18 protein-coding genes and 1 pseudogene are annotated in these 25145 nt (G+C 45.0%); 10 read left to right on the top strand and 9 right to left on the bottom strand.

Annotation, left to right across the window (positions count from 1 at the left end):
• Positions 1 to 435: 435 nt before the first annotated feature.
• A complete protein-coding gene (locus D0A37_RS18940) occupies positions 436 to 594 on the bottom strand; it encodes a hypothetical protein (protein ID WP_242716654.1) in 159 nt (52 codons plus the stop codon).
• 10 nt (positions 595 to 604) lie between these two features.
• Positions 605 to 1603 (bottom strand): hypothetical protein, encoded by a 999-nt coding sequence (locus D0A37_RS18935; RefSeq protein WP_242716652.1) that lies wholly within the window; start codon positions 1601 to 1603, stop codon positions 605 to 607.
• 358 nt (positions 1604 to 1961) lie between these two features.
• Here D0A37_RS18935 and D0A37_RS18930 point away from each other — a divergent pair, with 358 nt between their 5' ends.
• Positions 1962 to 2243, top strand: a complete 282-nt coding sequence (locus D0A37_RS18930) for a helix-turn-helix domain-containing protein (RefSeq protein ID WP_242716649.1) — start codon at positions 1962 to 1964, stop codon at positions 2241 to 2243.
• Between the two features lie 14 nt (positions 2244 to 2257).
• Here D0A37_RS18930 and D0A37_RS18925 read toward each other — a convergent pair whose 3' ends face one another.
• Positions 2258 to 2482 (bottom strand): hypothetical protein, encoded by a 225-nt coding sequence (locus tag D0A37_RS18925; RefSeq protein WP_242716647.1) that lies wholly within the window; start codon positions 2480 to 2482, stop codon positions 2258 to 2260.
• 76 nt (positions 2483 to 2558) lie between these two features.
• On the opposite strand from D0A37_RS18925, the gene D0A37_RS18920 reads away from it, so the two are divergent.
• Both D0A37_RS18920 and D0A37_RS18915 read left to right on the top strand, forming a co-directional pair.
• Positions 2559 to 2825, top strand: a complete 267-nt coding sequence (locus D0A37_RS18920; protein ID WP_039887004.1) for a helix-turn-helix domain-containing protein — start codon at positions 2559 to 2561, stop codon at positions 2823 to 2825.
• A 286-nt stretch (positions 2826 to 3111) separates the two neighbouring features.
• A complete protein-coding gene (locus tag D0A37_RS18915) occupies positions 3112 to 3393 on the top strand; it encodes a helix-turn-helix domain-containing protein (protein WP_172187560.1) in 282 nt (93 codons plus the stop codon).
• 238 nt (positions 3394 to 3631) lie between these two features.
• On the opposite strand, the gene D0A37_RS18910 is transcribed toward D0A37_RS18915, so the two are convergent.
• A complete protein-coding gene (locus D0A37_RS18910; RefSeq protein ID WP_242716645.1) occupies positions 3632 to 6463 on the bottom strand; it encodes a PAS domain S-box protein in 2832 nt (943 codons plus the stop codon).
• 41 nt (positions 6464 to 6504) lie between these two features.
• On the bottom strand, positions 6505 to 7509 hold the full coding sequence (locus D0A37_RS18905) for a BMP family protein (RefSeq protein ID WP_242716643.1): 1005 nt from the start codon (positions 7507 to 7509) through the stop codon (positions 6505 to 6507).
• A gap of 162 nt (positions 7510 to 7671) precedes the next feature.
• Here D0A37_RS18905 and D0A37_RS18895 point away from each other — a divergent pair.
• Positions 7672 to 8949 (top strand): annotated as a pseudogene (locus D0A37_RS18895) (RNA-guided endonuclease InsQ/TnpB family protein).
• Between the two features lie 169 nt (positions 8950 to 9118).
• Here the strand turns inward: D0A37_RS18895 and D0A37_RS18890 are convergent.
• Together D0A37_RS18890 and D0A37_RS18885 are read right to left on the bottom strand one after the other, a co-directional pair.
• Positions 9119 to 11293 carry a glutamine synthetase III family protein gene (locus D0A37_RS18890; RefSeq protein WP_242716638.1) on the bottom strand — a complete coding sequence of 725 codons (2175 nt, stop codon included), beginning with the start codon at positions 11291 to 11293 and terminating at the stop codon, positions 9119 to 9121.
• A gap of 896 nt (positions 11294 to 12189) precedes the next feature.
• A complete protein-coding gene (locus tag D0A37_RS18885) occupies positions 12190 to 13440 on the bottom strand; it encodes an alpha/beta hydrolase (RefSeq protein WP_242716636.1) in 1251 nt (416 codons plus the stop codon).
• A 425-nt stretch (positions 13441 to 13865) separates the two neighbouring features.
• Here D0A37_RS18885 and D0A37_RS18880 point away from each other — a divergent pair, with 425 nt between their 5' ends.
• Positions 13866 to 15644 carry an SWIM zinc finger family protein gene (locus D0A37_RS18880; protein WP_242716635.1) on the top strand — a complete coding sequence of 593 codons (1779 nt, stop codon included), beginning with the start codon at positions 13866 to 13868 and terminating at the stop codon, positions 15642 to 15644.
• A 57-nt stretch (positions 15645 to 15701) separates the two neighbouring features.
• Here the strand turns inward: D0A37_RS18880 and D0A37_RS18875 are convergent, their stop codons facing one another.
• Positions 15702 to 16313, bottom strand: coding sequence for a 2OG-Fe(II) oxygenase (locus tag D0A37_RS18875; RefSeq protein WP_015176299.1), 612 nt, complete (start codon positions 16311 to 16313; stop codon positions 15702 to 15704).
• 635 nt (positions 16314 to 16948) lie between these two features.
• On the opposite strand from D0A37_RS18875, the gene D0A37_RS18870 reads away from it, so the two are divergent.
• Positions 16949 to 17308 (top strand): group I truncated hemoglobin, encoded by a 360-nt coding sequence (locus tag D0A37_RS18870; protein WP_242716633.1) that lies wholly within the window; start codon positions 16949 to 16951, stop codon positions 17306 to 17308.
• A 233-nt stretch (positions 17309 to 17541) separates the two neighbouring features.
• On the opposite strand, the gene D0A37_RS18865 is transcribed toward D0A37_RS18870, so the two are convergent.
• Entirely contained in the window at positions 17542 to 17691 is a 150-nt protein-coding gene (locus tag D0A37_RS18865; protein WP_242716630.1) for a hypothetical protein, read from the bottom strand.
• Between the two features lie 255 nt (positions 17692 to 17946).
• Between D0A37_RS18865 and D0A37_RS18860 the strand changes: the two genes are divergently transcribed.
• From D0A37_RS18860 to D0A37_RS18845, 4 genes are all read left to right on the top strand, one after another.
• A complete protein-coding gene (locus D0A37_RS18860; protein ID WP_242716628.1) occupies positions 17947 to 20283 on the top strand; it encodes a glycoside hydrolase family 31 protein in 2337 nt (778 codons plus the stop codon).
• Positions 20284 to 20424: 141 nt separating this feature from the next.
• Positions 20425 to 21936, top strand: coding sequence for a hypothetical protein (locus D0A37_RS18855; protein WP_242716627.1), 1512 nt, complete (start codon positions 20425 to 20427; stop codon positions 21934 to 21936).
• An 84-nt stretch (positions 21937 to 22020) separates the two neighbouring features.
• Complete coding sequence (locus tag D0A37_RS18850) at positions 22021 to 23886, top strand: ABC transporter ATP-binding protein (RefSeq protein WP_242716625.1); 1866 nt, start codon at positions 22021 to 22023, stop codon at positions 23884 to 23886.
• Positions 23887 to 24497: 611 nt separating this feature from the next.
• A complete protein-coding gene (locus D0A37_RS18845; protein WP_242716623.1) occupies positions 24498 to 25094 on the top strand; it encodes a Uma2 family endonuclease in 597 nt (198 codons plus the stop codon).
• The last annotated feature ends 51 nt before the right edge of the window (positions 25095 to 25145 follow it).

Here is a 25145-nt window from a genome sequence, read left to right as displayed (position 1 = left end):
TGGGCACGCCATTATTCTGCGAGGTTATTAAACTCCGCTTCCAGTTCTACCTTACTTTTAATCGGGTATTTATAAGCAGTGGTGTAGTCAGGTAGTTTCATGTCAAGGCGTAGCTACTCCATCAATCTATATTACCTTACTTAGGATCGCCCATTCGCACCCCAGCCCCTGACTCAGTGCAACTGACAGCCATGACTTGCTACCATCGAGCTAAAAAAAGGGATTGCTGCGACAACTCCCGCCACCATCGAGAAAAAACACGATTACCGAAGCATTAAAAGATAAAACAACGAACACTTACGAATTTAGAAGCATTACTCGATCGCCTAAATCTTGGACTCCGATCGCAACCTTAAGCAATGTCGATCGCCCACCAGTCCACCACCCCATCAGCCCCTCTCTGGACACGGCACTGAACCGTGTCCTTCTGATAACTTACCTGCGACAGCCTTGGGCGATCGCTCTTAACACCGCTAGCCGCACTTCTGGATGAGATTTCTCAAGCCCGTTCGCCCGAAAAATCCAGTGTCCGGCGCCCGCGTGCTCGATCGCAATCTTCTGACCGTCAGGCAAAACTATTTGCCACCAATTCAACACAGTGGCTTTAATAAGGTGGCACTGAATTTCGTTCAGTTGAACCTCCATTAATTTCAGTTGACGCATGATTGGATTTTGGGCAGATGACTTCATGATTTTTCTCATTAAATGAATTCGACTGTTTCTCGGCTTTGATTTCAGCTTGCCGATTTTTCAACTTAACTTCACCTTCAGAACTTTTCGCCTTAACTTCCCCTTCAGAACTTTTCGCCTTAACTTCCTTTTTACCACCTTTCGGCTCCACTTTCACGCCAAAACCTTTAGACTTAACTTTGCCTTGGGCAGAAGTTGAAGTCTTTTCCGTTGCCGGCTTCTTAAACTCCGCGTCTAATTGGTCTAAAATCTCCTCTTGTTCGGGAGTATGTTCCGCTGGCTGCTCTAAATTTCTGGGATTGTATTCGCCAACCAACCTTGCCAAAAATTCCGAAATTGACAGGCCTGCTGCGGCTGCTTTTTTCGTTAAAAGGGCGTAGGTGTCGGTTTTAATGCGAATTTGTTTGAGCCGGAGGTTGGGATTGTTGTCAACGGTTTCGGCAATAGTTACTGCAGTAATCCTTTCTTTTGGTATGACATCGACAACTTCTTGCCACTTTTCCTGTAAACGACAGTCGCCATATTGGTCGGTAATTGCGTGTTTGAACAAAGGGACAACTTGAGCAACGCAGCTAGGCAAAATCTCAAATCCTGCTTTAATTAAGCGCAGGCAAATTCCAGCAGCTTTGATAATTTGTGTGCAGTAAAAATACTGCCGACCTAATGCTTGTTCGCAGTAACTTTTAAAAGTTTTGAACTTGTCTTTGTACAATCGCAGCTTTCGGATCGCGTCTAGCATGATTCCTTGACGCACGTAGTCGAGGAATCCCCTTTTAATTTCGCCTGTCAGGTAGTCTAAATCGTGAAAGGGAGATTGATTCTGGATTTCTTCTTCAAAGTCTAGCAGCGGGCCTGCAAAGTGAAAGTTGGAGGCGACATCGCCTAGGTAGAAGTTGTCAATTGATGTGGACATGATCTGGAATGGTTCGAGAAAGGGCACGATAGCACGGAAGTTGTGCGATCGCAAAGGAGAAGTTTTGGTCTGGATCTTTGATACAATTTTGAGTTGTGTTGTCCTGTGAGGTCGATCGACCTTTTACATGGCATCACCTCCTCGGGGTTGAGGAAAAGAGGCTTGAGGTATGCGCCCTTGCCCGGAACATACGCTTGGGTATGCCAGCACAATTGATAGACACGAAAAATCAGGCGGTTCTTCAAACCTGCATTTTGACGAAAGTAGGCTCGCCCAACCGTCTTCTGTCATGTCCGTCACTTACAACTTTAGTTGGAAAGTTTCTCTTTGCCAACTAAAGCTGTATAACTTTAGTTGAATGAATCAAGATATAGACTATCTCAAACCAGAAACTATTCAAGAAGCTATCCAATTGGCTGAAGCTACTCAGGAACAACTAGCCCGAAACCTAGGAGTTTCTCTAAATACAGTGAACTCCTGGGTTAATTGTCGGAAAATGCCACGGGCGGATAATTTCTTCGCCCTATGCCGGGAGTTAAAGCTTTCGCCCAAAACCGTGGCTAGATTGCTACGCATCGATATCTCCAACATCCCTGACGATATCCCTTTGATAAGATCGCCCTCGCCCAACGACAACTAACAAGCACAGCAAAGTCATGGTCTGGATCTTTGATACAATTTTGAGTTGTGTTGTCCTGTGAGGTCGATCGACCTTTTACATAGCACGTCATTCTCGGCGTTGAGGGAAAGAGGCTTGAGGTATGCGCCCTTGCCGCAAAAAAACGCTTGGGTATGCCAGCACAATTGATAGACACGAAAAATCAGGCGGTTCTTCAAACCTGCATTTTGACGAGGCTCGCGCTCGCCGCCCTTTGTCATGTCACCTTTGTCTCATTATGAGATGTCAATTTAATTTTGTCAAGTATGACATCTCAATATGAGATTTTACGATCCAATGTCATCAAGAAAAGAACGAAGACAGGAGGGCAATTCACCATTGGAAGCCCTAAGAATCCACAAAACCGACTTATCACAAGATGAGTTCGCTTTTAAATGTGGGATTCCCCGCGCCACCTATCACAGATGGATATCTGGAGCAACAGAGCCCAAATTTTCTCTCGAACAGTTGAAAGCAATTTGCCGAGAACTACAAATAGAAAAAATAGATGAACTTCCAGAGAGCTTTGGCCCGAAGAAGCAATCAAACCAAACCAACAGTTAAAAAATTACTGCTGATACAATTTTGAGTCAGGCTGCAAGGTCGATCGACCTTTTACATGGCACCACCTTTTCGGTCTTGAGAAAAAGGGCTTGAGTCATGCACCCAAGCCCGGAAAATACTAAGGGTATGCAGGCATAATGGGTAGACACTACAAAAAAGGCGGTTCTTCAGACCTGCATTTTGACCTTGGAGGCTCGTTGAGCGGCCTTTGTTGTGCCTACCAACATGAAGTTTACGTCTTATCACACTCTTTGTCAAGACGTTTACATCATGAATATTCCGTCCTATGATAGAAGAAGATTTACAAGAAAAGGAGAAGTCTCCATTGAGACTACTCAGAGAACAAGCTGGACTAACACGCCCTCAAGTCAAAGAAAAAATCGGAATTTCCGAGCGAAGACAAGCTGACTGGGAATTAGGCAAGGCTCTACCTAATGCTGAAAACATACTTGCTATGGCTAACCTGTACCAGGTTTCTCTAAAAACTATGTTTGAGGTTTTAGGATTAGACGTAACCAAAATTCCCGATGACTTACCAAGTCGATCGCCCTCACCGAACGACAACTAACAAGCACAGCTAAATCATGGTGTTGACATTTGATACAATTTTAAACTGGGCTGTGAGGTCGATCGACCTTTTATATCAATTCCCGTTGCACCGGAATGATATAACAGCCCTCTCAAAACCCACAATGCCGTTCATCAAACCCTCACGAAACCTGTTCGATAAACTATCGCAGCGCGATTTGTAGCTAGCTTCATAGGTGTCTATTATGAGAAACGCTATATGAGGAATGTGATAGCAGTTATTTACCAACGAGTGCTACAGCACCGCTTTGCAAAACAGGAATTTCAATTCGGAACTCTGTTCCTTGATGGGGTTGAGAGAAGCACTCGATGGAGCCACCGTGCTTATCAACTACAATTTGATAGCTGATGGATAGCCCTAATCCAGTTCCTTTACCAGTTGGTTTTGTGGTGAAGAAGGGATTGAACGCCTGTTGTCTAACAGTTTCCCTCATCCCAGATCCATTGTCTTGAACTTGAATGACCACGTTTTTAGAATAACCGGGCCCAGTTTCTTTTGTGACTAGCTTAGTCCGAATAGTGATGCAACTGGGATTCTTTTGGATATCTTTTGGAGAACGGTGATTGTCGTAGTTTTCTAAAGCATCGATCGCATTTGCCAGAATATTCATAAAGACTTGGTTCAGCTGTCCGGCATAGCACTCTACTCGCGGTAAGTCGCCGTACTCTTTAACAATTTCAATAGCAGGATGATCCGGTTTTGCCTTCAGTCGATTTTGCAAAATCATCAATGTGCTGTCAATTCCCTCGTGGATATCAACTGGCTTCATTTCTGCCTCATCCAGCCGGGAGAAGTTTCGTAGCGACAGGACAATTTGACGAATGCGATCGGCTCCTACCTTCATTGAAGTCAGCATTTTGGGCAAATCTTCACTAATGTAGTCCAGATCGAACTCTTCAATTTTTTCCTGAATTTGGGCATTAGTTGGATAGGTTTGCTGGTAAAGCTGAATCAGCTTTAGTAAATTTTGCGTGTAGTCGGCAGTATGGCTCAGGTTGCCATAGATAAAGTTGACTGGATTATTAATTTCGTGAGCAACACCAGCAACCAGTTGCCCCAAACCTGACATTTTCTCTGCCTGAATAAGCTGTGCCTGAGTTTGCTGTAAGGTTTTGAGTGCAACCTCAGCTTCCTCTTTTGCTTGCCTTAAAGCAGCTTCGGCTTGCTTGCGCTCAGTAATATCCAGTGTCAAGGATGCAACTCCAACAATCTTTCCAGCATCCCCTACTAAAGGCGTATTGAACCATTCGCAAATAATGGTTTGGCCGTCTTTCGTAATATTTTCGTTGACGCTGTACATTCCTCCAACCTGACTCAACAACTCGTTCATAACTTGATCGACCACCTTTCTGGCAGACGCAGGCACAATTAATTCTGCGGCATGGTGTCCGATCGCCTCTGTAGCCGTGTAACCAAAAATCTGCTCTGCCGCTGGATTCCAGGCAGTGACTTGAAAGTTTAAATCCCATTCCACCACTGCCAGTGTACTTTGGCGGAATAGAAAAGATAGCCGCTGTTCCGACGCTTTGAGTTCCTCTTCTGCCTGTTTCCGTTGAGTAATGTCAATCCCTGTTTTGATGATGTACTCAATTTCACCCCGATCGTCCACTAAAGCAGTATCTGACCAGGCAATCCGTCTGAGTTGTTGATCTTTGCTCACCCAACTGCCTTCATACTGCTGGGGAAAATTACCAGCTTTTAAAGACTCAAAAGTAGTTTTGGTTTGTCCAGCTAAGTCTGAGTTCGGGAACAAGTCCCAAATGTAGCGCCCCTTCACTTGACTAAACGAGTAATCAGTCATTTGTTCGCAAGCTCGGTTAAAGCGAACGATTTGTCCCTGCGTGTCGAGCACAACTACCAGGGCACCTGCAATTTCAAGAATGGCTGAAACAAAATTGCGTTCCACTTCAACTGCTTTAATCAGTTCCTCTAACTGGGTTGCCATATTGTTAAAGGCGATCGCCAATGTCCCCAGTTCGTTTTGGCTATCAATGTTGACCCGCGTCTCTAATTCCCCCGCACTGAGTTCAGTAGCTGCCGTGGTTAAGCGCTGGAGTGGCACCACAATTTGCCGAATAAATAGAAAGCCAATGCCAACAGCGACGATCGTCACCACCGCCAATGAGCCTCCCATAATTGAGAGCATTTGGTAAACGGGAGCATAGGCCTCAGCCGTTGGCAGTTCTACAACCACATTCCAATTCACGCTCCGAACTAAGGCACTGGCTCCCAATACTTCTACCTGCTTTAGGCCCGGATAAACGTTAAGGTGCTTAGTATCTTCGGAGGCTTTCAAAAATTGAAAGAAGGGGCGCTTAGAAATATCTTGAAGTTGAAACGTTTCTGGGTTACTACCCTTTTGAGCAATGAGAAAATTACGCTCATCAACTACATAGACATAACCCGTCTTGCCAACCTCGATTTGGGAAACAACAAACCAGAGAAAGTTGAGATTTATCTCTGCTAATAGCACCCCATCCACCTCATCTCGCTCATTCCGAATCGGAACCGCCAGAATGGTGGTTGGTTGGTGAGTTTTAGGATTAATTTCTACAGGACTGACATAATCTTCCTGTTGTTTAAAAGCACGAATAAACAGTGGCGAATTGGCTGGATTTTCTAACTTAAGCGGTTCGTAGGGTGAAACTGACGTGACAACTTCTCCCTTCCGGTTCAAAATGGCAACGGCTTCATAAGCATCATGATGACGAATCAACCCTTCCAACAGGCTCTGCTGCGCTTGAGGTTGAAAGTTTGTGAGTCCTTTGACCCTAGCTAAATAGCTCAGTTTTCGTTTCAAGTCATCTAGATAATTATCAATCTGCCCTGCTGCTGTCTGACTACGCTCTTGTTGGAGCGATCGCGATTGCTGGATCTGCGCCTGAAAGCTGAGGTAGATCAGCAAGCCACCTGTGGGCAGTAAGCTCAGGAGAACCAAAAATATCAAACCATAGCGGAGCTGATGTGCAATAGAAAAGAAGCGTTGCCAGGGATGAGAACGGGAGCTTCTGGCAATCGGCAGAACGCGCTCGTTGCGTTGATTTTGCATCGGACTTAGGATCAATATTGGTAAATCAATTAATCGGTACACTAAGGAGAAACATCAATTTGGCCAGTCGTCACAGCATCTCGGATAATCTTGAAAGTGTCCTCTTCCTGAGACGTGAGACTACCACGGAAAGGGGCAAAGTCGTAGATTTTTTCCTTGAGCCCAAACTTGTAAAGTTTTCCTTCCCAGCGACCTTCCTGGGTTAACACCGCCGCATTGAGCACCAGATTGGGAATGTCCTCCAGAACGCTAGTTAGGACTTTGCCGGGAGCCAGTTTGTACTGATCCTTTCCCCAACCAATCACAAGGACTCCTGGCTTTTGCGTAACGGTTTTTAGCGCGGCTAACCCTGCCTCATCCGCGTTGAATGCCAAAACATCTACTCCAGATGCAACCATATCCGTTGCCACTTTGGTGGCTTTGTCCGTATCACTCCAAGTGTTGAGAAAAGCAGTCGAGGCTTGAACAGAGGGATTCGTTGCCTTCACTCCCCGCCTAAACAAGGCTTCTTCTTCTTTGTAAACCGGATAAGGTGCACCCACAATATAGCCAACTTTATTGCTCTTGGTCTTCATGGCAGCCAAAGCGCCTGTGAGGTACCCCACCTCACCCGATCGAAAGGCAACAGCCCCCAAATTTCTGTTATTCCCTGGATACGTTGTAACCAGGGCAAATTTCGTTCGCGGAAATTCTTGAGCGACCTTTTCGGCAGCTTTGAGATAGGCACCACTGGCGGCAATTACCAGGTCATAGCCTGACTGGGCATATTTGCGAATGGCAGCTTCACTATGTTCACCGTCAATACTGTCAGTAATGTCTACCTGAGCATTAAATTTATATTTGATTAGATTCAATCCTTCAAAGCAGGATTGAGCCCAACTGTGGTTATCTTTAGGTCCTATGGTGACCATTGCCACTCTAAAGCTGCTAGAGGTAGTTGCTTCAGGAGAAGAGTTTACGTTCGGAGTCGATCGACTGCAACTGATCGCAAAAACCAAAGCTAGAGCCGCCAGAGTCATTTGTTTCAAGAGAGATTGAATTCGCATAATAGCTTTTCGCAGCAATATTACTTTTTCTACGCCGCTAAATTTGTTGAACGGTATTGTAAAACTTTAATAATTTTGTAAGCATCGATAAACAATAATAGTATCATATAATCAGTAGGGTCAACAAAAAAGGTTACGTTTGTTGAAAGATGGAGGTTCTGAATGCAACTAACAGAGCGACACATCATTAAATCTACAAATCTACGGAACACCGTTTCGCCCAGATTGATGAATTAGCCTTTAAGTCCAAAAATCTCTACAATGCCGCCAATTACGTCATTCGTCAGAGTTTTGTTTATGGATGGGGCTATATCAATTACAACGAAATGAACCGTTTGATAAAGTCTCATGAAGCATACAAGGCTTTACCTGCTAAGGTTAGTCAACAAATTTTGATGATATTGGACAAGAATTGGAAATCGTTTTTTGAAGCGGTTAAAGCTTACAAAGTTGATGACTCTAAATTCACGCGATCGCCCGAAACTGCCCAAGTACAAAGATAAGGTCAAAGGGCGAAACATTCTCGCCTACACGATTCAAGCAATTAGTAGCAAATTGCTGAAGAAAGGAATTATTAAGCTTTCGGGTACTAATCTCTCAATCAAAACCAAAGTCAGTCCCGATCGAATTTGTCAAGTTAGGCTGGTACCAAAATGCGATTCGTATGTAATTGAGGTAATTTATAATGAACAGGAGTCCACCCTGGACGATGATAAATTTGTAGCTAGCATTGATTTAGGACTGGATAACTTAGTGGCGTTAACTTCAAATCAGCCGGGTTTTACCCCTCTCCTGATTAACGGGCGACCATTGAAGTCGATTAATCAGTTCTACAATAAACGCAAGGCACAATTACAATCTCAATTGAAAGAAAATCGCAAAACTTCACCCGGCATTCAACAATTGACTCGCTGTCGCAATCAAAAAATCGACAATTACTTACATCATGCCAGTCGCCTAATTGTTGGCGTTTTAAGCGCGAAACAAATTGGGACTTTAGTAATTGGCAAGAATGCACAGTGGAAAACTGAGATTGATTTAGGAAAACCAACCAATCAAAACTTTGTCAGCATTCCTCATGCTCGACTATTTGAGATGTTGGAATACAAAGCTCGACTGGTTGGGATTAAGGTGATCGTGCAAGAAGAGTCTTATACTTCACGAGCAAATTTTCTGGGTTTAGATCCAATCCCTGTGTACGGAAAGACTGACAAAGATATTGCATTTAGTGGCAGGCGGATCAAAAGAGGGTTGTACAAAACATCGGTAGGTCAATTAATTAATTCCGATGTTAACGGGTCTTACAATATTCTGATAAAAGCAATCCCAAATGCGTTTAGCAATGGGATAGGGAGCTGTGTAGTTCAGCCAAGGCGGGTCAATCCGCTCGAAGTGAAAGCGAAAGGGGAGGGACTTAACGCCTCCCATGTCATGTCATAAATGCCTATACTTTTACTAGCTATCTCAACAATCTTCAAAACTCTTACTCTCGTTCGTATTTAATGACTCTGACAGATTCAGCGTACCACTGATTTAAGCTCAAAAACAAGTAAGGACACGGCAGTGCCGTGTCCTTACAAATCTAACCTGCAATTAACCGAATTTGCTATTACTTAACAAACAGCATTTCTTGATAAGTAGGCAGAGGCCACAAATCATCAGCCACTTCACCTTCCAGAGCATCCGCATACTGGCGAACCTCATCCATCAAAGGACGAATTGTTTGCGAAGCATACTGCATATGGTCTTCTGTCGAAGCAAAATCGTGCTTGATCAAAGCATCACTCAATTTGCTCGCAGTATCCATCATGGACTTAACCAGCACCGCTACTTTTTCGGCACTTTCTTTTTCCAGTTCAATCCCAATCTCTTTCAATTTAGAAATCGTGCCGGAAAGTTCAGCTAAATACCTCACCGCTGCGGGGTAAATAATGGTTTTGGCCATGCTTATTACCAGTTTTGCTTCGACTTCAATTGCCAGCAAATACTGCTCTGCATAAACATCGTAACGGCTTTCTAATTCAACGGGAGTCAGAACACCTGTCTTTTCAAACAACTCTTCAATGTACCCTTCCTTCAACACGGGCAAAGCATCTGCCGTAGTCCGCAAGTTAGCTAAACCCCGTTCCTCAACGGCCATTTTGTGCCATTCTTCCGAATAGCCGTTGCCGCCAAATATAACCGCACCGTGCTCGTCCATCACTTCTTTCAGAATTGTTTGGATGGCAGCATGCAGTTCAGTTCCGTTAGCCAAATCGCTTTCTAATTTGTTAGCAATCCAGTCCAAAGAATCTGCAAGAATTGTATTCATTGCCACCAGCGGCCCGGAAACAGACTGACCGGAACCTACTGCACGGAATTCAAATCGGTTTCCAGTAAAGGCAAAGGGCGAAGTCCGGTTTCTGTCCCCAGCATCCTTCATGAAAGTAGGCAGTGTTTCTACACCTAAGTTCATAATTCCCCGACCTTGAGAGTCCTTAATTTCTCCCCGGCTAATTTGCCCGAAGATATCTTCTAATTGCGAACCCAAATAGACAGAGATAATTGCTGGCGGAGCCTCATTTGCACCCAATCGGTGGTCGTTGCTAGCAGTAGCAACTACCGCGCGCAACAGCGGCCCGTATTTGTGAACTCCGCGAATCACAGCGCCGCAGAAAACTAGAAACTGCACGTTCGAGTGCGGTGTATCGCCCGGGTCTAATAAGTTTCCTTGGGTGGCATTGCCGACCGACCAGTTGACGTGTTTGCCAGAACCGTTAATGCCGGCGAAAGGCTTCTCGTGCAGCAAACACATAAAACCGTGTTTCTTCGCAGTGTTGCGAAGAATTGTCATGGTTAATTGTTGGTGGTCGCTGGCGACGTTTGCTGCTTCAAAAACTGGTGCAATTTCAAACTGACCGGGAGCTACTTCGTTGTGGCGGGTTTTTGCAGGAATCCCCAGCCGGTACATTCTTTCTTCTACTTCCTGCATGAAGACTTGAACGCGCTCTGGAATCGCTCCAAAATAGTGGTCGTCAAATTGCTGACCTTTGGCAGGAGGTTTGCCGAAAAGGGTGCGACCTGCTAGCAGTAAATCGGGGCGGCTGGTGGTGAAATTGGAATCTACCAGGAAGTATTCTTGTTCGGGTCCGCAACTGGAATTGACGGGAGAAACTTCGGTATTTCCTAATAGCTTTAACACTCGGGTTGCTGCTTTGTTCATTGCGGCAATGGAACGCAAAAGCGGCGTTTTTTTGTCTAAGGCTTCACCTGTCCAGGAGATGAAAACAGTGGGAATGCACAAGGTCATGCCGTTGTCTGTTTCCATGACATAAGCAGGGCTGGTGACATCCCAGGCTGTATATCCGCGAGCGGCCGCAGTCGAGCGAATGCCGCCGTTGGGGAATGAGGAGCCATCGGGTTCTCCTTGTACGAGAACTTTGCCGGCAAATTCTGAGATGACGGAGCCATCGCCTTGCACTGAGATGAAAGCATCGTGCTTTTCGGCGGTGCTGTTGGTTAGCGGGTAAAATACGTGGGCGTAGTACAGGGCTCCTTTGGAAATAGCCCAATCTTTCATTGCTGCTGCAACTACATCAGCTACGGAATCATCGAGTTTTTGGCCTGTTTGAACGGTGTTTTTTACTGATTTGAAAATACTTTTGGGCAGACTTTCTTGCATTTTGCTCAGACTAAAAACGTCTGTTGCCCACAGATCTTCTAGCCGCTTGGGAGGCCGGGCAGGCATCAGTTTGCGGTTGACGATTTGAGAAATGGCTTGAACGCGCGATTCGTTTACACTCATGGTTATTTTTATTGGGGTTGCAGGACGAGTAGTTGTGAAAAAATAGATGTTAGCAAAAGTCTAACTATTGACGAATATGTTGGATTTACCCAAGATTTTTTGTCAAAGCTAACTTTGGGTAGAATGCCTTTTTTGGCAGGCTCTAAAAGATTGGATGAGCGAGGCCCTATCACTTCGCCCATCTGGCGTGACAATCCAGTGTCAGATGCGATTGGATTTTGGTTATTAGCAGCAATAAAATAGATGACAAGAGCCTGTACTAACTTGAGTCAACATGATAGATGTCTGCACTGCACAAATTTAGTAACTAATCTTCACCCTGGTCAGCTCAAAAATTTTGTGCGAATCAATTCCGATGAATTCAGGTCAAAACTACTTATGGTTTTTAACGGTTCGACGATCGATAAATCGCAGTCCAGCAAACAACGCACTCGTTTAGGGGTTTTGGAGAATTATGGAGAGTACACAATCTACACTTGGAGAGTTTAAACAATCATTAACCAAATAAATGTATTGTAGGCTACAGAATTTTAGGTTTTTTTCAGAAGGGTCGCACCGATCGCACACAACCGCAGGATTTCAGTGTAACAGGACGCGGGGCGCTGAAACTGAGGGGCGATCGTACATTTACAGGACTTACCCAGGGATACTATATATAGTGTGCCAAGAAAGGGCTCTCGCTTTGACGTTGCTGAATTCGGCTATGAAATTTGTAGGGCCAATCCCCCCGTGGTTGCCGCACCGCTGACGAAGTAAGCTTTGATTCTGCCGCACCACAAAACTTTCTCGGCGCAGTAATGGGGATTTCTATGAATTTAAAATTAAGAGACTTAGAGCAATAGTTCAAACACTTTGAGACGCCGTTTATTGAGCATAAATGAGTAAAATTTAAACTTTTATTTAACTCGTTGGTAATCCGAAGACTTCAGAGCATGAGCCAAAAAGCGTTCTGTGTAGTACAAAGCTAATTGATTGCTCGGGCCATTAAAAACTGCATCAAAGGCGTGTTCAGCCCAAGGAATTTCGAGCAAAATAGCCCGATCGCCCGTGGCTCGCAATCGTTCGTAGAGCGATCGGCCAAACTTAGGCTGAACGATATGGTCGCGACCTGCATAAACCAGTAGAGAAGGGGGAAGATTCGGTTTAATATAATTTATGGGAGAAGCCCGACGGTAAAGCTCGTTGAGTTCGTCTGGCGTTCCTCCCAGAAAAGCACGCAAGACGGCTCGAACATTTATGGCATCAGGAAAAGGTGGGTCATTATATCCCCGGAGCAGGTCATTTGGCCCGTAATAGTTCACCACTGCTCGAACTGGAAGCACACTAGAATCATAAGCAGTTAGCATTGCTAAATGGGCCCCTGCAGACCTTCCCATCAGAGCAATTCGCTCTCGATCGATTTCCCAATCAGCAGCATGAGTTTTGATATAGGAAAGAGCGGCTTGTACGTCCTCAAGCTGAGCAGGAAATCTATACTTGGGAGCGTGGCGGTAAGCAATTGCAACAACACAATAGCCTTGGGCGGCCATATAGCGGCTGAATTCCTCATTGGAATCGGGATTGCCTCTCTGCCAAGCTCCCCCGTAGAGGGTGATAATCGCCGGATATTTGCCAATTTGCATCGGCCGATAAAGGTTTAGTTGCAGTGAAACTCCGTCAGGGTGGGCAAATCCAATAGCCCGATCGATCCTAACGTCTCTAATCGGAATTCCTCCGAAGGCATCTGCGAGGATAAACGGTTGAGGGCGTAGCTGGGCGCGATCGGCTTGAGGAACGGCTGCTAAATAGTTTTCCCCTAGAACAGCTTGCATTTGGGTAGCTATGGCTGCATTGGCTGCTGGGAACTGAATCAGGGGAAGCAGGCCCAGGATGAGGGCGAACAGGTTACAAATGAGTAAAATAATGTAGACTTTGCCTTGATGCCGTCTGAGCAGGTTCAGCAGAAGGGCGATCGTATTGATACCGACCAACCAAGGACTGATTTCGGGTGCTCCCACCGCCAAAGGGTACAAGAACATCGTGGGTGCTGGTACGATGACCCAGAGACTGAGAAATAGCCCGATCGCACTCAGGAACCAAGAAATAAATGGCGAGACTAAGAACGCTGCCAATAAGGGTAACTTTTTGCGGTTCTTCTTGTGGATCATCGGATTTTCGCAGCCTAATTTTTAATTAGTTTAAATTAATCTGGCCGTTTTATTGGTGAGTCTATCGCCTTTGGCATTTTACCCAACCAGCAGCTTCATTGACTCCGACATCCTATGTCGGTCGAAAATGCTTTGTATCGTTCTATTTTCATCTTTGGGGTTGTTCGCTGTTTGTGGGAATCTTAAGCTGAGGTTGTCCCGCTAAACTAGCTGTATGGGCTGTTACTCATCAAAAGTTTGGCTATTATTCCGATTTTGGTAGTTAGACAGAGACAGCACTTAGGCACGGGTGTGGAGAAACCGGGTTTTTTTACAGATTATTAAAATTTATGGAAACCTCAAATCGGGACGCAATTAAATTGTAGAGCAAGTGTATTTCTCAGGTAAAATCGAGTCTAATCCTTTAATTGCTGAGGCATAGTCTCATGCCCATTCCTAAACTCAGTGAAACAACCATCGAGCTTCACACCTCTGCCCAATCCCTCAAGCGGGGTGAAGCTTACTATTTAGCGGGCAATGTTACTAGGGCAGTCCGGCGTGGCAATATGGTGCAAGCAGTAGTGGAGGGTTCCGAAGTAGAACCCTACCGTGTTACCCTGCCCTTTGATGATGCCGGATTAGCATCTACATTATTCTGCACTTGTGCTTACGATAACGGTGGGTGGTGTAAACACATTGTTGCGACGCTGTTATTGTGTATGCGGCAACCAGAAATAATTGAGCAGGGCCCGACACTGGAACAATTGCTCGATCGCCTCAACGATGTACAAACCCAGCAATTAATACAGCATTTAGTAAAAAAAGAACCATCACTCATTGATGATATCGAACGATACATTAACTTAAGTGCTATTCCTGCACCTTCAAACCAACCTACCAAAGCACCCCGCCACACCTCCATCGATCCTGCTCCCTTTCGGCACCAAGTACGACGAATTTTGCGAGAGGCTGTGAGGTATTTGGAGGATGGATGGGAGGAAGACCCGATTACAGAAGAACTTTTAGATGTAATTCAGCGAGCCCAGGAATTCAGCGCACAGGGAGATGGCAACAACGCCTTAGTAATTTTAGAAGCCATCACCACAGCCTGCGTTGAAGATTGGAATGATGTAGAAGAGTTTGGCGCTGACAATTCTGAGATAGCTAACGCTTTGAATGAAGCTTGGACAGAAGCCATTTTGACGGCTCAACTAACTGCTGAAGAAGAGATCGATCTCCAGGTGATGTTAGAAGCTTGGCAAGATGAATGGGATTGTGATTTCAGCATGAGCTTGGAAGCTTTACACCAAGGTTGGGACGACCCCCTACTCCAACAGGTACTTGAAGGAAACATTACTGGGTCAGGAGTGTGGGCTGGTGACGCACCAGACTGTGCTAAGGACTTAACATTAATCCGCTTGCAAATCCTCGATCGCCAGGAACGCGATCGAGAATACTTATACTTAGCCCAAGCAGAAGGTTGTACTCAACAATACTTGACGATGTTAACTCGTTTGGGGAGAGTAGAAGAAGCAGTGGAAGCTGCTGCTACCCAGATGCAATCAGCGGAAGATGCTTTGGCTCTCGTTCAAACTTTAAAACAACAGGGAGCCTTAGAACAAGCTCTGAAAATTTGCCAAGCTGGGTTAAATTTGTCAGGTCATTGCCATTACCAACTGGCAATCTCGATGAGTGAGTTGGCTGTTGAGTTGGGCGAAGACGAACTTGCGTTAAATGCTAGAATCCAGATATTTAAAATCAAACCGTCTTTTAGCGATTATAGTTTAGTGAAGGAGTTAGCAAGAGATAGTTGGTCAACTTTGAAAGCAGATTTGTTAGCAACTCTGAAAAGTAATGAAAGTTGGAATTTTACTGAGGCGAAGGTTGATATTTTTCTGGATGAGGGAATGATTGAAGATGCGATCGCCCTTGCTGATGGCTTGAGTTATTACGACTCAGCACTGATTCACCGAGTAATGGGGGCTGCTATCAGCCACAGCCCCGATTGGGTAATCGCCAATGCTTGTCGGCGTGCTGCATCGATTATGGATCAAGGGAAATCAAGCGAGTACACTCTTGCGATTAAGTGGTTGGAAAAAGCCCGCGCTGCCTATTTACACAGTGGGCAAAATCTTCAGTGGTCTGCTTATCGTTCTCAACTGATGCAAGTACACAGTCGCAAGCGGAAGTTGATGGAAATGCTCAAAAGTCCCAATTTAGATTGAGCCTTAAGTTTACCGTAAACCCAAGTGAAAGCGACCCCACCCAGGAGCGAATAAACCTTACTTAATTTTTGCTTTCACGGCCCTAGACTCTACTGTGAATCCTGGAATATCTTGCAGTTCTGTTTCGCTCAAGCTGTACTGTTCGCAAACCAAACTCAAACGAGTTCCGGTACTTTTAACAGCGTTGACAGAGTGAGTCAAATCTCCTTGAAAATAGATCAGCGAGTTGGCTTGCGGCTTAATTTGCCCGACTTGCTGTTTGTTGCGCCGCAGTATCAACTCTCCCCCTTGCAAGTTTGGCGGTACTTGTACGTACAAAACGCTGACGGCTGCGGGAGGTTCAACAGTTTTGCAGTACGATCGCAAAGATCGATCGATATGCGGATCGACGCGGGAACCTTCACCCAGCAACAAAGGGTTGAGGTAAAAAGCATTGCATTCAGGCTGTAATGCTTGGTCTAGATAGGGTTTGAACAAAGGGAACCGCCGTTCTACTTCGGCGATTTCCGAACGTTGAAACACTACGGAAAACCCTTTTGTGCCAATGAAATCGCGATTGAGGTTGTTGATGGCTAGATAAGGGGAGGCTAGAATTGCTCCTCGCAAGTCGTTGAGGTAGTCGATCGAGAAAGCGTTAGGATGTTGGCTATAGTATTTCAAGGCACTCAAAAATCATCAAATTTTAAGGAAACAGCAGATAGAAATGCAGCAATCGCTCAGACTTGGGATTGCTTCGTTCCTGGCGGAGGATATCATAATGTTGATTTAAGTCCGCGTACTTAAATCAAAGGTTTTTCTTAACTGCGGGCGATCGCCCGGAAGTGTCGCAACCCACTAGCAACGGCAGAATATCAGTATACAGGCGATCGTTGTCGTGAGTCGATTATATTTGCAATTCCATTATACATGATGCCGCTCAGCAGCCGATCGCCCATTTATTTTAACTTGTGGAATTGCAGGGGCGAGCCTAATTTCCGGGAGCGCATCCGGCATCTGGTTTATCACTAATTTCTTGAGTTTGCTAGCTGGAAAACAGATGCGTGTTGGGGCTTGGTCGCAAACATCTTGCTAAAACAAGCACTCCGTGAATTAGGTCAAAATGCTGGGAAGGCGATCGACAATATCTAACTGGCGATAGAACGTTAATAAAGTTGACAAATAGAGGGTGGTCTAAAAAATACCACCAGTCGCAACAGTTACTAAGTAATTATTTGCGATTATATTAATATTTCACAGAGCCGAAAAAAGCCAAGCTGCCAGCTATAATTAAAGAGTAAGTAAAAACAACAACTCGCTGAAACGATATGCCAACAACATTGTACGAAAAAATGGGTGGAGAGTCAGCCATTAAAGAGATGGTTGATGATTTTTACCGCGATGTTTTGGCTGACGAGATAGTGAGCTATTTCTTCGATCATACAGATATGGAAAAGCAGCGCCGCCATCAAACTGCTTTTATCTCTTATGCCCTTGGCGGCTCCCAGCAATACTCAGGCCGTTCAATGGAGAAAGCACACGCAGGTTTGAATTTACAGCCTGAACACTTTGATGCAATTGTGAACCATTTGACCGATGCCATCATTGCCCACGGCGCGTCCCAAGAGGACCTTGATAAAGCGCTAGCTAAGATCGCTACTTTGAAAGATGCTGTTTTGTACAAGTAAAATGGAGTGAAGACAACAGGGTTTTTGCACCCACTAGAATAGTGATAAAAGTGGAGATTTCGTAAGTGTGCAGCGAAAGCTCCACTTTGTTTTTTGCCGCATATAATGAACCGCGAAGAGGCGAAGGAAGAGAAGAGTTCACACTTAATGCGAGCATTCCTATAGTTATTTAATCGCTATCCCGTAGGAGTTGTGGTAAGCAATCGCGCGATCGATATAGTAGTGGATTTAAGTTATTTCTGACATCTTGCACCGTTATCAAGAACAGGCAAGATGCCTGTTCCACAAAGACTAATTTTTCTTGTGGAACAGGCATCTGGCGTTATCAAGAACAGGCAAGATGCCTGTTCCACAAAGACTAAATTTTCTTGTGAGACAGGCATCTTGCCTGTTCATAAAGCCTGATTGAGAAGGGTGCAAGGTGTCAGTTATTTTTGACTGGGTTTATTGATACTTGTTTGATTTTTTATAGTAGCTTATTCGGCTAGCCCCGGTAGGGCTGAAGTATATTTTACGGCATTTGTTCATTTACTTGAAATCCTGACAAGTTATATTCCTCCTTTAGCTAGATGACGGTAGTCAAGTGCGGATAGCACGATCGGTTTACCAATTGCCAATTACCAATTACCAAATCGTATATGCCGCAATACTTCGGAAAACTTCAAAAAACCGAACAGCCTTGGTCAACAATCGGTTCGGTAGAATCCATAAATAAAACCGATCGCACCTTTCACTTTAATTGCGGTGAAACTTCCCTAAACCTCAGCATCCTCGCGCCGAATTTAATCAGAGTGCGAATGTCCCCGACAGGTGAATTCAAAAGCCGATCGCAATCAATAACTGTCCCTGACGAAGAGTGGGAAATCACACCATTTGAAGTGCGAGAAACAGACGAAAAAATAGAAATTGAAACAGCGCAAATAACGATTTCAGTCAAGCGCGATAGCGCTTCCGTCGAATGCTTTGACAAATCGGGAAAACCCTTTGCTAGCGACTGCGATCCCAGTATGGGATGGCGCACCGACGCAACCGCAGCTTGGAAACGCATCGAAGCAGACGAACACTTCTACGGTTTCGGACAACGCACCGGCTTTCTCGACAAACTCTCCGAAGTCAAGACACACTGGACAATAGACGCGCTTGACTACAATTCCCTCAGCGATGAAATGTACCAGGCGATCCCATTTTACATCGCCCTGAATCCCGATCGCGCTTACGGCATCTTTTTCAACACTACATTTTGGAGTCGATTCGACATCGGCGCCGAACAACCGGGAGTTTTGCGGATGGAAACCAGAGGCCCGGAACTCGATTACTACATCATTTACGGCCCGGAACCCGCCCAAATTCTCGCCACCTACACGCAGTTAACCGGTCGGATGCCGCTTCCGCCAAAATGGGCGCTGGGATACCACCAATGCCGCTGGAGCTACGACTCCGAAGACGTTGTGCGGGAGTTGGCGAAGGAATTTCGCGATCGGGCGATTCCCTGCGATGTCATCCACCTCGACATCGACTATATGCACGGCTACCGCATTTTTACCTGGAGCCCGAAGCGTTTCCCCGATCCCGCGAAACTGCTCGCAGACTTGAAAGCAGCCGGTTTTAAGGTTGTCACGATTGTCGATCCCGGTGTCAAGTACGAACCGGAAGGAGATTATGAAGTATTCGATCAGGGTGTGGAGAATGACTATTTCGTCCGCACCGCAGAGGGAAGGCTATTCCACGGTTACGTTTGGCCCGAAAAAGCGGTGTTTCCAGACTTCCTGCGGCCAGAGGTGCGCCAGTGGTGGGGCGAATTGCACAAAAACCTTACAGATATGGGGGTTGCGGGGATTTGGAACGACATGAACGAACCTTCGATCGCAGAACGGCCTTTTGGCGACGGCCACCAACACGTCTGGTTTCCGCTGGATGCACCGCAAGGCCCGGAATCCGAGGGCGCCACCCACGCGGAAACGCACAATTTGTATGGTTTAATGATGGCGAAAGCTTGTTCGGAAGGGTTGCAAAAAGTGCGCTCGGGCGAACGATCTTTTGTGCTGACGCGATCGGGTTTTGCGGGCGTTCAGCGTTACTCCTCGGTATGGATGGGCGACAATCAATCGCAGTGGGAATACTTAGAAATGTCGCTACCAATGCTTTGCAATATGGGGCTTTCCGGCGTGGCGTTTGTCGGTTGCGACATCGGGGGTTTTGCGGAGAATGCAACCGCCGAAATGTTCGCGCGGTGGATGCAGGTGGGAATGCTGTATCCCTTGATGCGCGGTCATTCGGCGATTAGTACGGCGCAGCACGAACCGTGGGTTTTTGGCGATCGCACTGAGAAGATTTGCCGCGAATACATGAATTTGCGCTATCAGTTGTTGCCTTATATTTACACGTTGTTTTGGGAAGCTGCGACGACGGGAACACCGATTTTGCGACCGTTACTATATCAATTTCCGCGCGATCGGGCAACTTATCATCTTTACGATCAAGTATTGCTCGGCCCGTCGCTGATGGCTGCACCTGTTTACCGGCCGGGTGTTGAACACCGCGCCGTGTATTTGCCCGAGGGTACTTGGTACGATTGGTGGACGGGCGAATGCTATCAGGGCCCGACGCACATTTTAGCTTATGCACCTTTGGAGAGAATGCCGCTTTACGTGCGGGGCGGCGGCATAATTGCGATGGAACCTGTGAGGCAATTTGTCAGCGAAGAACCGGTTGAGTCATTAAAAATGCGAATTTGGCCCGGAAGCGGTGAATGGACGCTTTATGAGGACGACGGACACAGTTTTGAACATGAACAAGGTGTCTGGGCAACGACTAATTACAAAGTGTATTTGGAAGAGGAAAAAATCATCGTTGAAATTGCCGCGCGCGAGGGTCAATTTTCGATTTCTGAACGCGAAGTTATTGTGGAAGTTGTTGGCGTTGGCGAACAGCGATTTACAGATGATGGTACGGCGCGGCGTTTGACATTTGGATAACTTTGGCATAAAGCGGTTTATGCTATGGTGGCATTCAGGGCGATCGCTCGATCTGGTAGAGTTTGAGATAGAAAGGGCGATCGTCTGTGATTCCATTGTGGTGCCATCGAATTAATCAGCAAGTACAGCAAAACTAAAAAAATGGAAATTAACACCTTAGATGATTTAGATAAACTTGAGCTCAAGATTCGTCAGAAAATTAGCAAATTCAGGCTAGGTGATGTTTTGTACTCTGTCTATGAAAGAAAAGATAGCTTGCGTCCCTTTATAGCTGCGGGAGTTGCCCTATTTGCTGTTAGATTTTCGTTGCCTAGCATAGCAAGCCAAAACTTTAAATCACTAAACATTAATACAATTATAAGACTTGTTTCTGATTACTTACTAGCCGATCCTATAACCTTTGACCAAGAGTTAGAGAATAATTTTATGGGTTCTAATCCGGCTTTTGTGATGTTGAGATTAGCCTGTAGCCAATTTCCATTTGAGGTGAGTGAATTCAGTCAATTTTCAAGACCTATCTTACTTTACCATGAAATTCCAAATAGTTTAGTAGGTAAGGCAGGTATTCCAGAATTCGATATACAAAAAGAATTTTTAATTCTTAATGGAGTCTCTATATATGAATTTATCAATATTGGATTCGCAGCATCTGCATTTGCAAGAAATAATTTTTCGTTCTCCTTAAACGGGTTTGAAAAACTGCGCTCTCAAGGTCTTAGTCTTCCTGATGATAAAGCTATCTCTCAGGTCGTTCACCAGTTAGCAGGCGATAAAGTTAAAATTACAACCTTGTATGACAAGCGTAAAAACACCGATCGTAGATTTAGAATGTATGATTTTAATCCTCTGCGGACATATCCCCTAGTATTTCCTTGCAAAAGTAAGGGTTTTGGGAATTTGGGACAAGAATTTATGTGCGCTCCAGTGCCTGGTTTAATTGATGATAAAATGTCTATTGGTATATATTATCAACTATTTAATAATTTTACAAACAAGTTTTCTGATTATTTTGGATATGTTTTAGAAGAGTATTTAAAACTCATCTTAAATAACTCTATTAATTCAGAAAAATTTATTGATATACGCGACCTTGGTAATCATATAAAATCCCAATCTCCTGATTATGCAATTATTGATGGTAGTGTAGCGATAGTTTTGGAGTGTAAAGCAACCAAATTTAAATTACCTGCTCAAACTCTCTCATCTGAAGAGGCGATCAATGATAGTTTGAAACAAGTCATAAAAGGTTTAATACAAATTGATACCTTTATCAAAGCCTGCCAAGCCGGAGCAAGTAATCTAGATGAATTTCATGACTGCAGCAGATTTATGCCAGTGTTAGTTACTCTTGAAGAGATGTATTTAATTAATAGTGATGATTTTCGCGCTCACATAAATGAGTTATTGAAAAAGCAAGAAATCGTCAATCTAGATTGGCAAATACTCTCAATTGGTGAGCTAGAACTTTTGCAGCCTCATCTAGCAGCGGGCATTCATTTATCTCAAGTGCTTCAAGATTTAAAACACAAAAGTTTTAAGAGAGTGTTAGAGGAGTTGACTTCACAAACTCGCAAAACTTTTAAAGATTCTTTCCTCTATCCTAAGCAAAAAGAACTATATCAGCGCCTTGGTCTTCCTGACAGAAGTGAATAGAAAAATTACTACTGACAACGTAGGATTTCCTTTGTTACAATATATCGTCCGGGGATGACTACACCCGACACCTACCCACAAATAATGCAACCCATCCAAATTACCACATTCCAAGCTTTGTGGCGCAGCCTCGGCCTGATAATCAAAGCCGCACCAATAGAACTCCGCAATTTAATATTACTCAACATTATTCGCGGTGCCGCCCCATCTGCCGTGCTATTTTTAGATAAATTAATCATTGATGAAGTATCTCGGTTGCTGTCGCAAACCCAAACAGCACAGCCTTTTGCTTTGATGCTTTCCCGGCCAATATTGCTGTGGAGTATTGGGGGAGTCTTAAGTCTCAAGTTAATCGGCGACTCTCTCGAAACAATGAGCTCCTTTGCCGCCACATCCCTGCGCGATCGCGTTCAAGGCTTTGTCGAAGGAAAAGTCCTGGAAAAAGTCGCCAATTTCGACGATATTGCCCTGTTTGAAAACCCGGAACTATTAAATATAGTAGAACTCGCAAAAACCGGAGTCTCCAAAATACAGCAACTAGCATTTACCCTCAGCATGACCATCACGGGAATTTTTATATTTATTCCATCTATTAGCCTTGCTGCTACCATAGCTTGGTGGGTGCCAGTCCTAATGTTAATCTCATCATCTCCCTCAATTTACATTCAAAGAAAATATAGCAGAATCATCTGGAGAGTTCAAAGAAAGCAAGCTAAAATCAGCCGCGAGATGAACTTATCCGCTAGAGTATTGACCGGGGAAGAATACGCTAAAGAATTGCGTTTGTTTGGCTTGCAGGAACTTTGGCTCAAACGCTGGCAAAGTCAGTTTGTGCAGTTTTTTAGCGAGATGCAACGCATCCGAAAAAAAGGAGCAATTGTTGTACTTTTCTGGTCAGTGTTTAGTAGAGTAGGAGTAGCTTTGCCATTTGTTTATGTGGTAATGGGAGCTTTGGGAGGGCGCTATACCTTGGGGGATTTGGCGCTTTATTCGGGTTTGATTGTCCAGGTGGAGCAAAGTTTGCAATTACTGATTGGCAATTATACTAATTTGTACGATATTTCCCTCGGCGTTAGTCCGATTTTTCAACTTTTGGAACTCAAACCAGAATTGCAGTCTCCGCTTGTTGATGTGGCATCTCGCCTGCCTAGTTTACCAGATGGCGGGCAAGATTTCCGCCCCACAAAAGATAAAATTGGCATCGAAATTAAGCATCTATCTTTCTGCTATCCCGGTAGCAATAAAAGCACGGTTGAAGATATCAACTTAACGATTAATCCGGGGGAAATGCTAGTGCTTGTCGGTGAAAATGGCGCGGGTAAAACAACCCTTGGCAAACTCCTCGGCCGCCTGTACGACCCGACAAGTGGTACGATCGACTGGAATGGCAAAGATTTGCGATCGTACTCTCTAGCATACGTGCGATCGCGCATCGCCGTCGTTATGCAAGATTACGCCCGTTTCCCCTCCACAGTCCGCGAAAACGTCGGTTTCGGCGACTTGCTTTCACTGTCGGATGACACCGCAATTAATGAAGCTATTTCCGAAGCAGGAATTAGCGCAAAAGTCAATAGTCTTTCCGCAGGTTTAGAGACTCCGTTGGGAAAACAATTAGAAGACGGCATCGACTTATCGGGGGGACAGTGGCAAAGAATTGCGATCGCCCGCGCCTTAATGCGGCTTTCTACAGCCGAAGTGCTAATTTTTGACGAACCAACCGCCGCCCTCGACCCCAAGACAGAACACGAAATTTACAGCATCTTTCGCCACATAGCCGCCGGGAAAACAACAATAGTCATCAGTCACAGATTGGGATTAGCAAAAATTGCCGATCGCATCGCCGTCATGGAAAACGGTAAAATAGCAGAAATAGGAACTCACGACGAATTGATAGCATCAAACGGAATTTACTGCTCGATGTTCACCCGTCAAGCTAGCAGCTATATTTAGAGTGAAACAAACAATCCGCCAGGGGTTAAAACCCCTGTCTCATAGCGAAAGTCGGTTGAAACCGACTGGGGAGATATTGCAATGCTTGTTCAAAAATGTGTCTTTCAGTCCTCTTTGAGAGGACTTTTGCTATGAGACGGGGGTTGAAAACCCCCGGCGGACTTGTGGGTTAGCGTGGGGAATTTGGCGCGGGTGATTGTGATAAATTATCGCGGATTTGCGATCTAATTTCTCTCGTTAGGTGGCGAGAAACCGAGTTTCTGCGACAATTTTCAGTTGAGTACGAGAAATATCGGAAGAAACCCGGTTTCTGGGATGATTGTGCGAGATAGATTTATGATAGATTAATCTCATTTGTTTTGTGGCAAAGTCTCGATCCCCCCTAGTCCCCCTTAAAAAGGGGGAGACAAAAGTCAAATACAAATTCCCGCTTCTTAACGAGGGGATAAAAGTTCGATTCAAAGTCCCCCTTCTTAAGGGGGATTTAGGGGGATCTAGCCTTCGAGGTACAGCAGAGATAGCTGTTTTACTGTTGAATGCGATCTTTTTGAGAAAATTGTCAGAAAGTGCGAGCTATAATAAAACCAACCTAGTTGGCGATAATATCAACGATGGAAACTATAACTCTCAACCTACCTGCCGCCGTCGCTTTAACCGACGAACAATTTTATCAATTGTCCATCGCTAATGAAGAGTGGCGATTAGAACAAACCCCCGAAGGAGAACTAATTATTATGCCTCCAACAGGCGGCGAAAGCGGCATCAGAAATTCCGATTTGACTACAGACCTAAATTTGTGGAATCGTCAGACTCGATTGGGAAAAGTCTTTGACTCTTCCACTGTCTTTCAATTACCCAACGGTGCGAAGCGTTCCCCTGATGCTGCTTGGGTACTCCTAGAACGTTGGGAAGCATTATCCGCAGAAGATAAGCGCAAATTTCCTCCCCTGTGCCCGGACTTTGTAATAGAATTGCGATCGCAAAGTGATTCCCTAGAAACATTGCGGGCTAAAATGCGGTATTATCGAACTAACGGCTGTCGCTTAGGTTGGCTAATTGACCCGCAAACGCCTTTAGTAGAAATCTATCGGTTGTCTGAAGAGGTAGCAGAAGTTATTAATTTCTCTTTTGACCAACCGCCTACACTTTCGGGTGAAGATGTACTTCCCGGATTTCTTCTAGATATTACACCTATTCTCAATCCTTGAATATCGATCCATTTTCTTTAGTTGGCTGGCGAGAAACCGGGTTTCTGCGAC

This window comes from Microcoleus vaginatus HSN003 (assembly GCF_022701255.1).
Taxonomy (GTDB): domain Bacteria; phylum Cyanobacteriota; class Cyanobacteriia; order Cyanobacteriales; family Microcoleaceae; genus Microcoleus; species Microcoleus vaginatus_B.
This window is presented reverse-complemented; position numbering and strand designations above follow the sequence as displayed.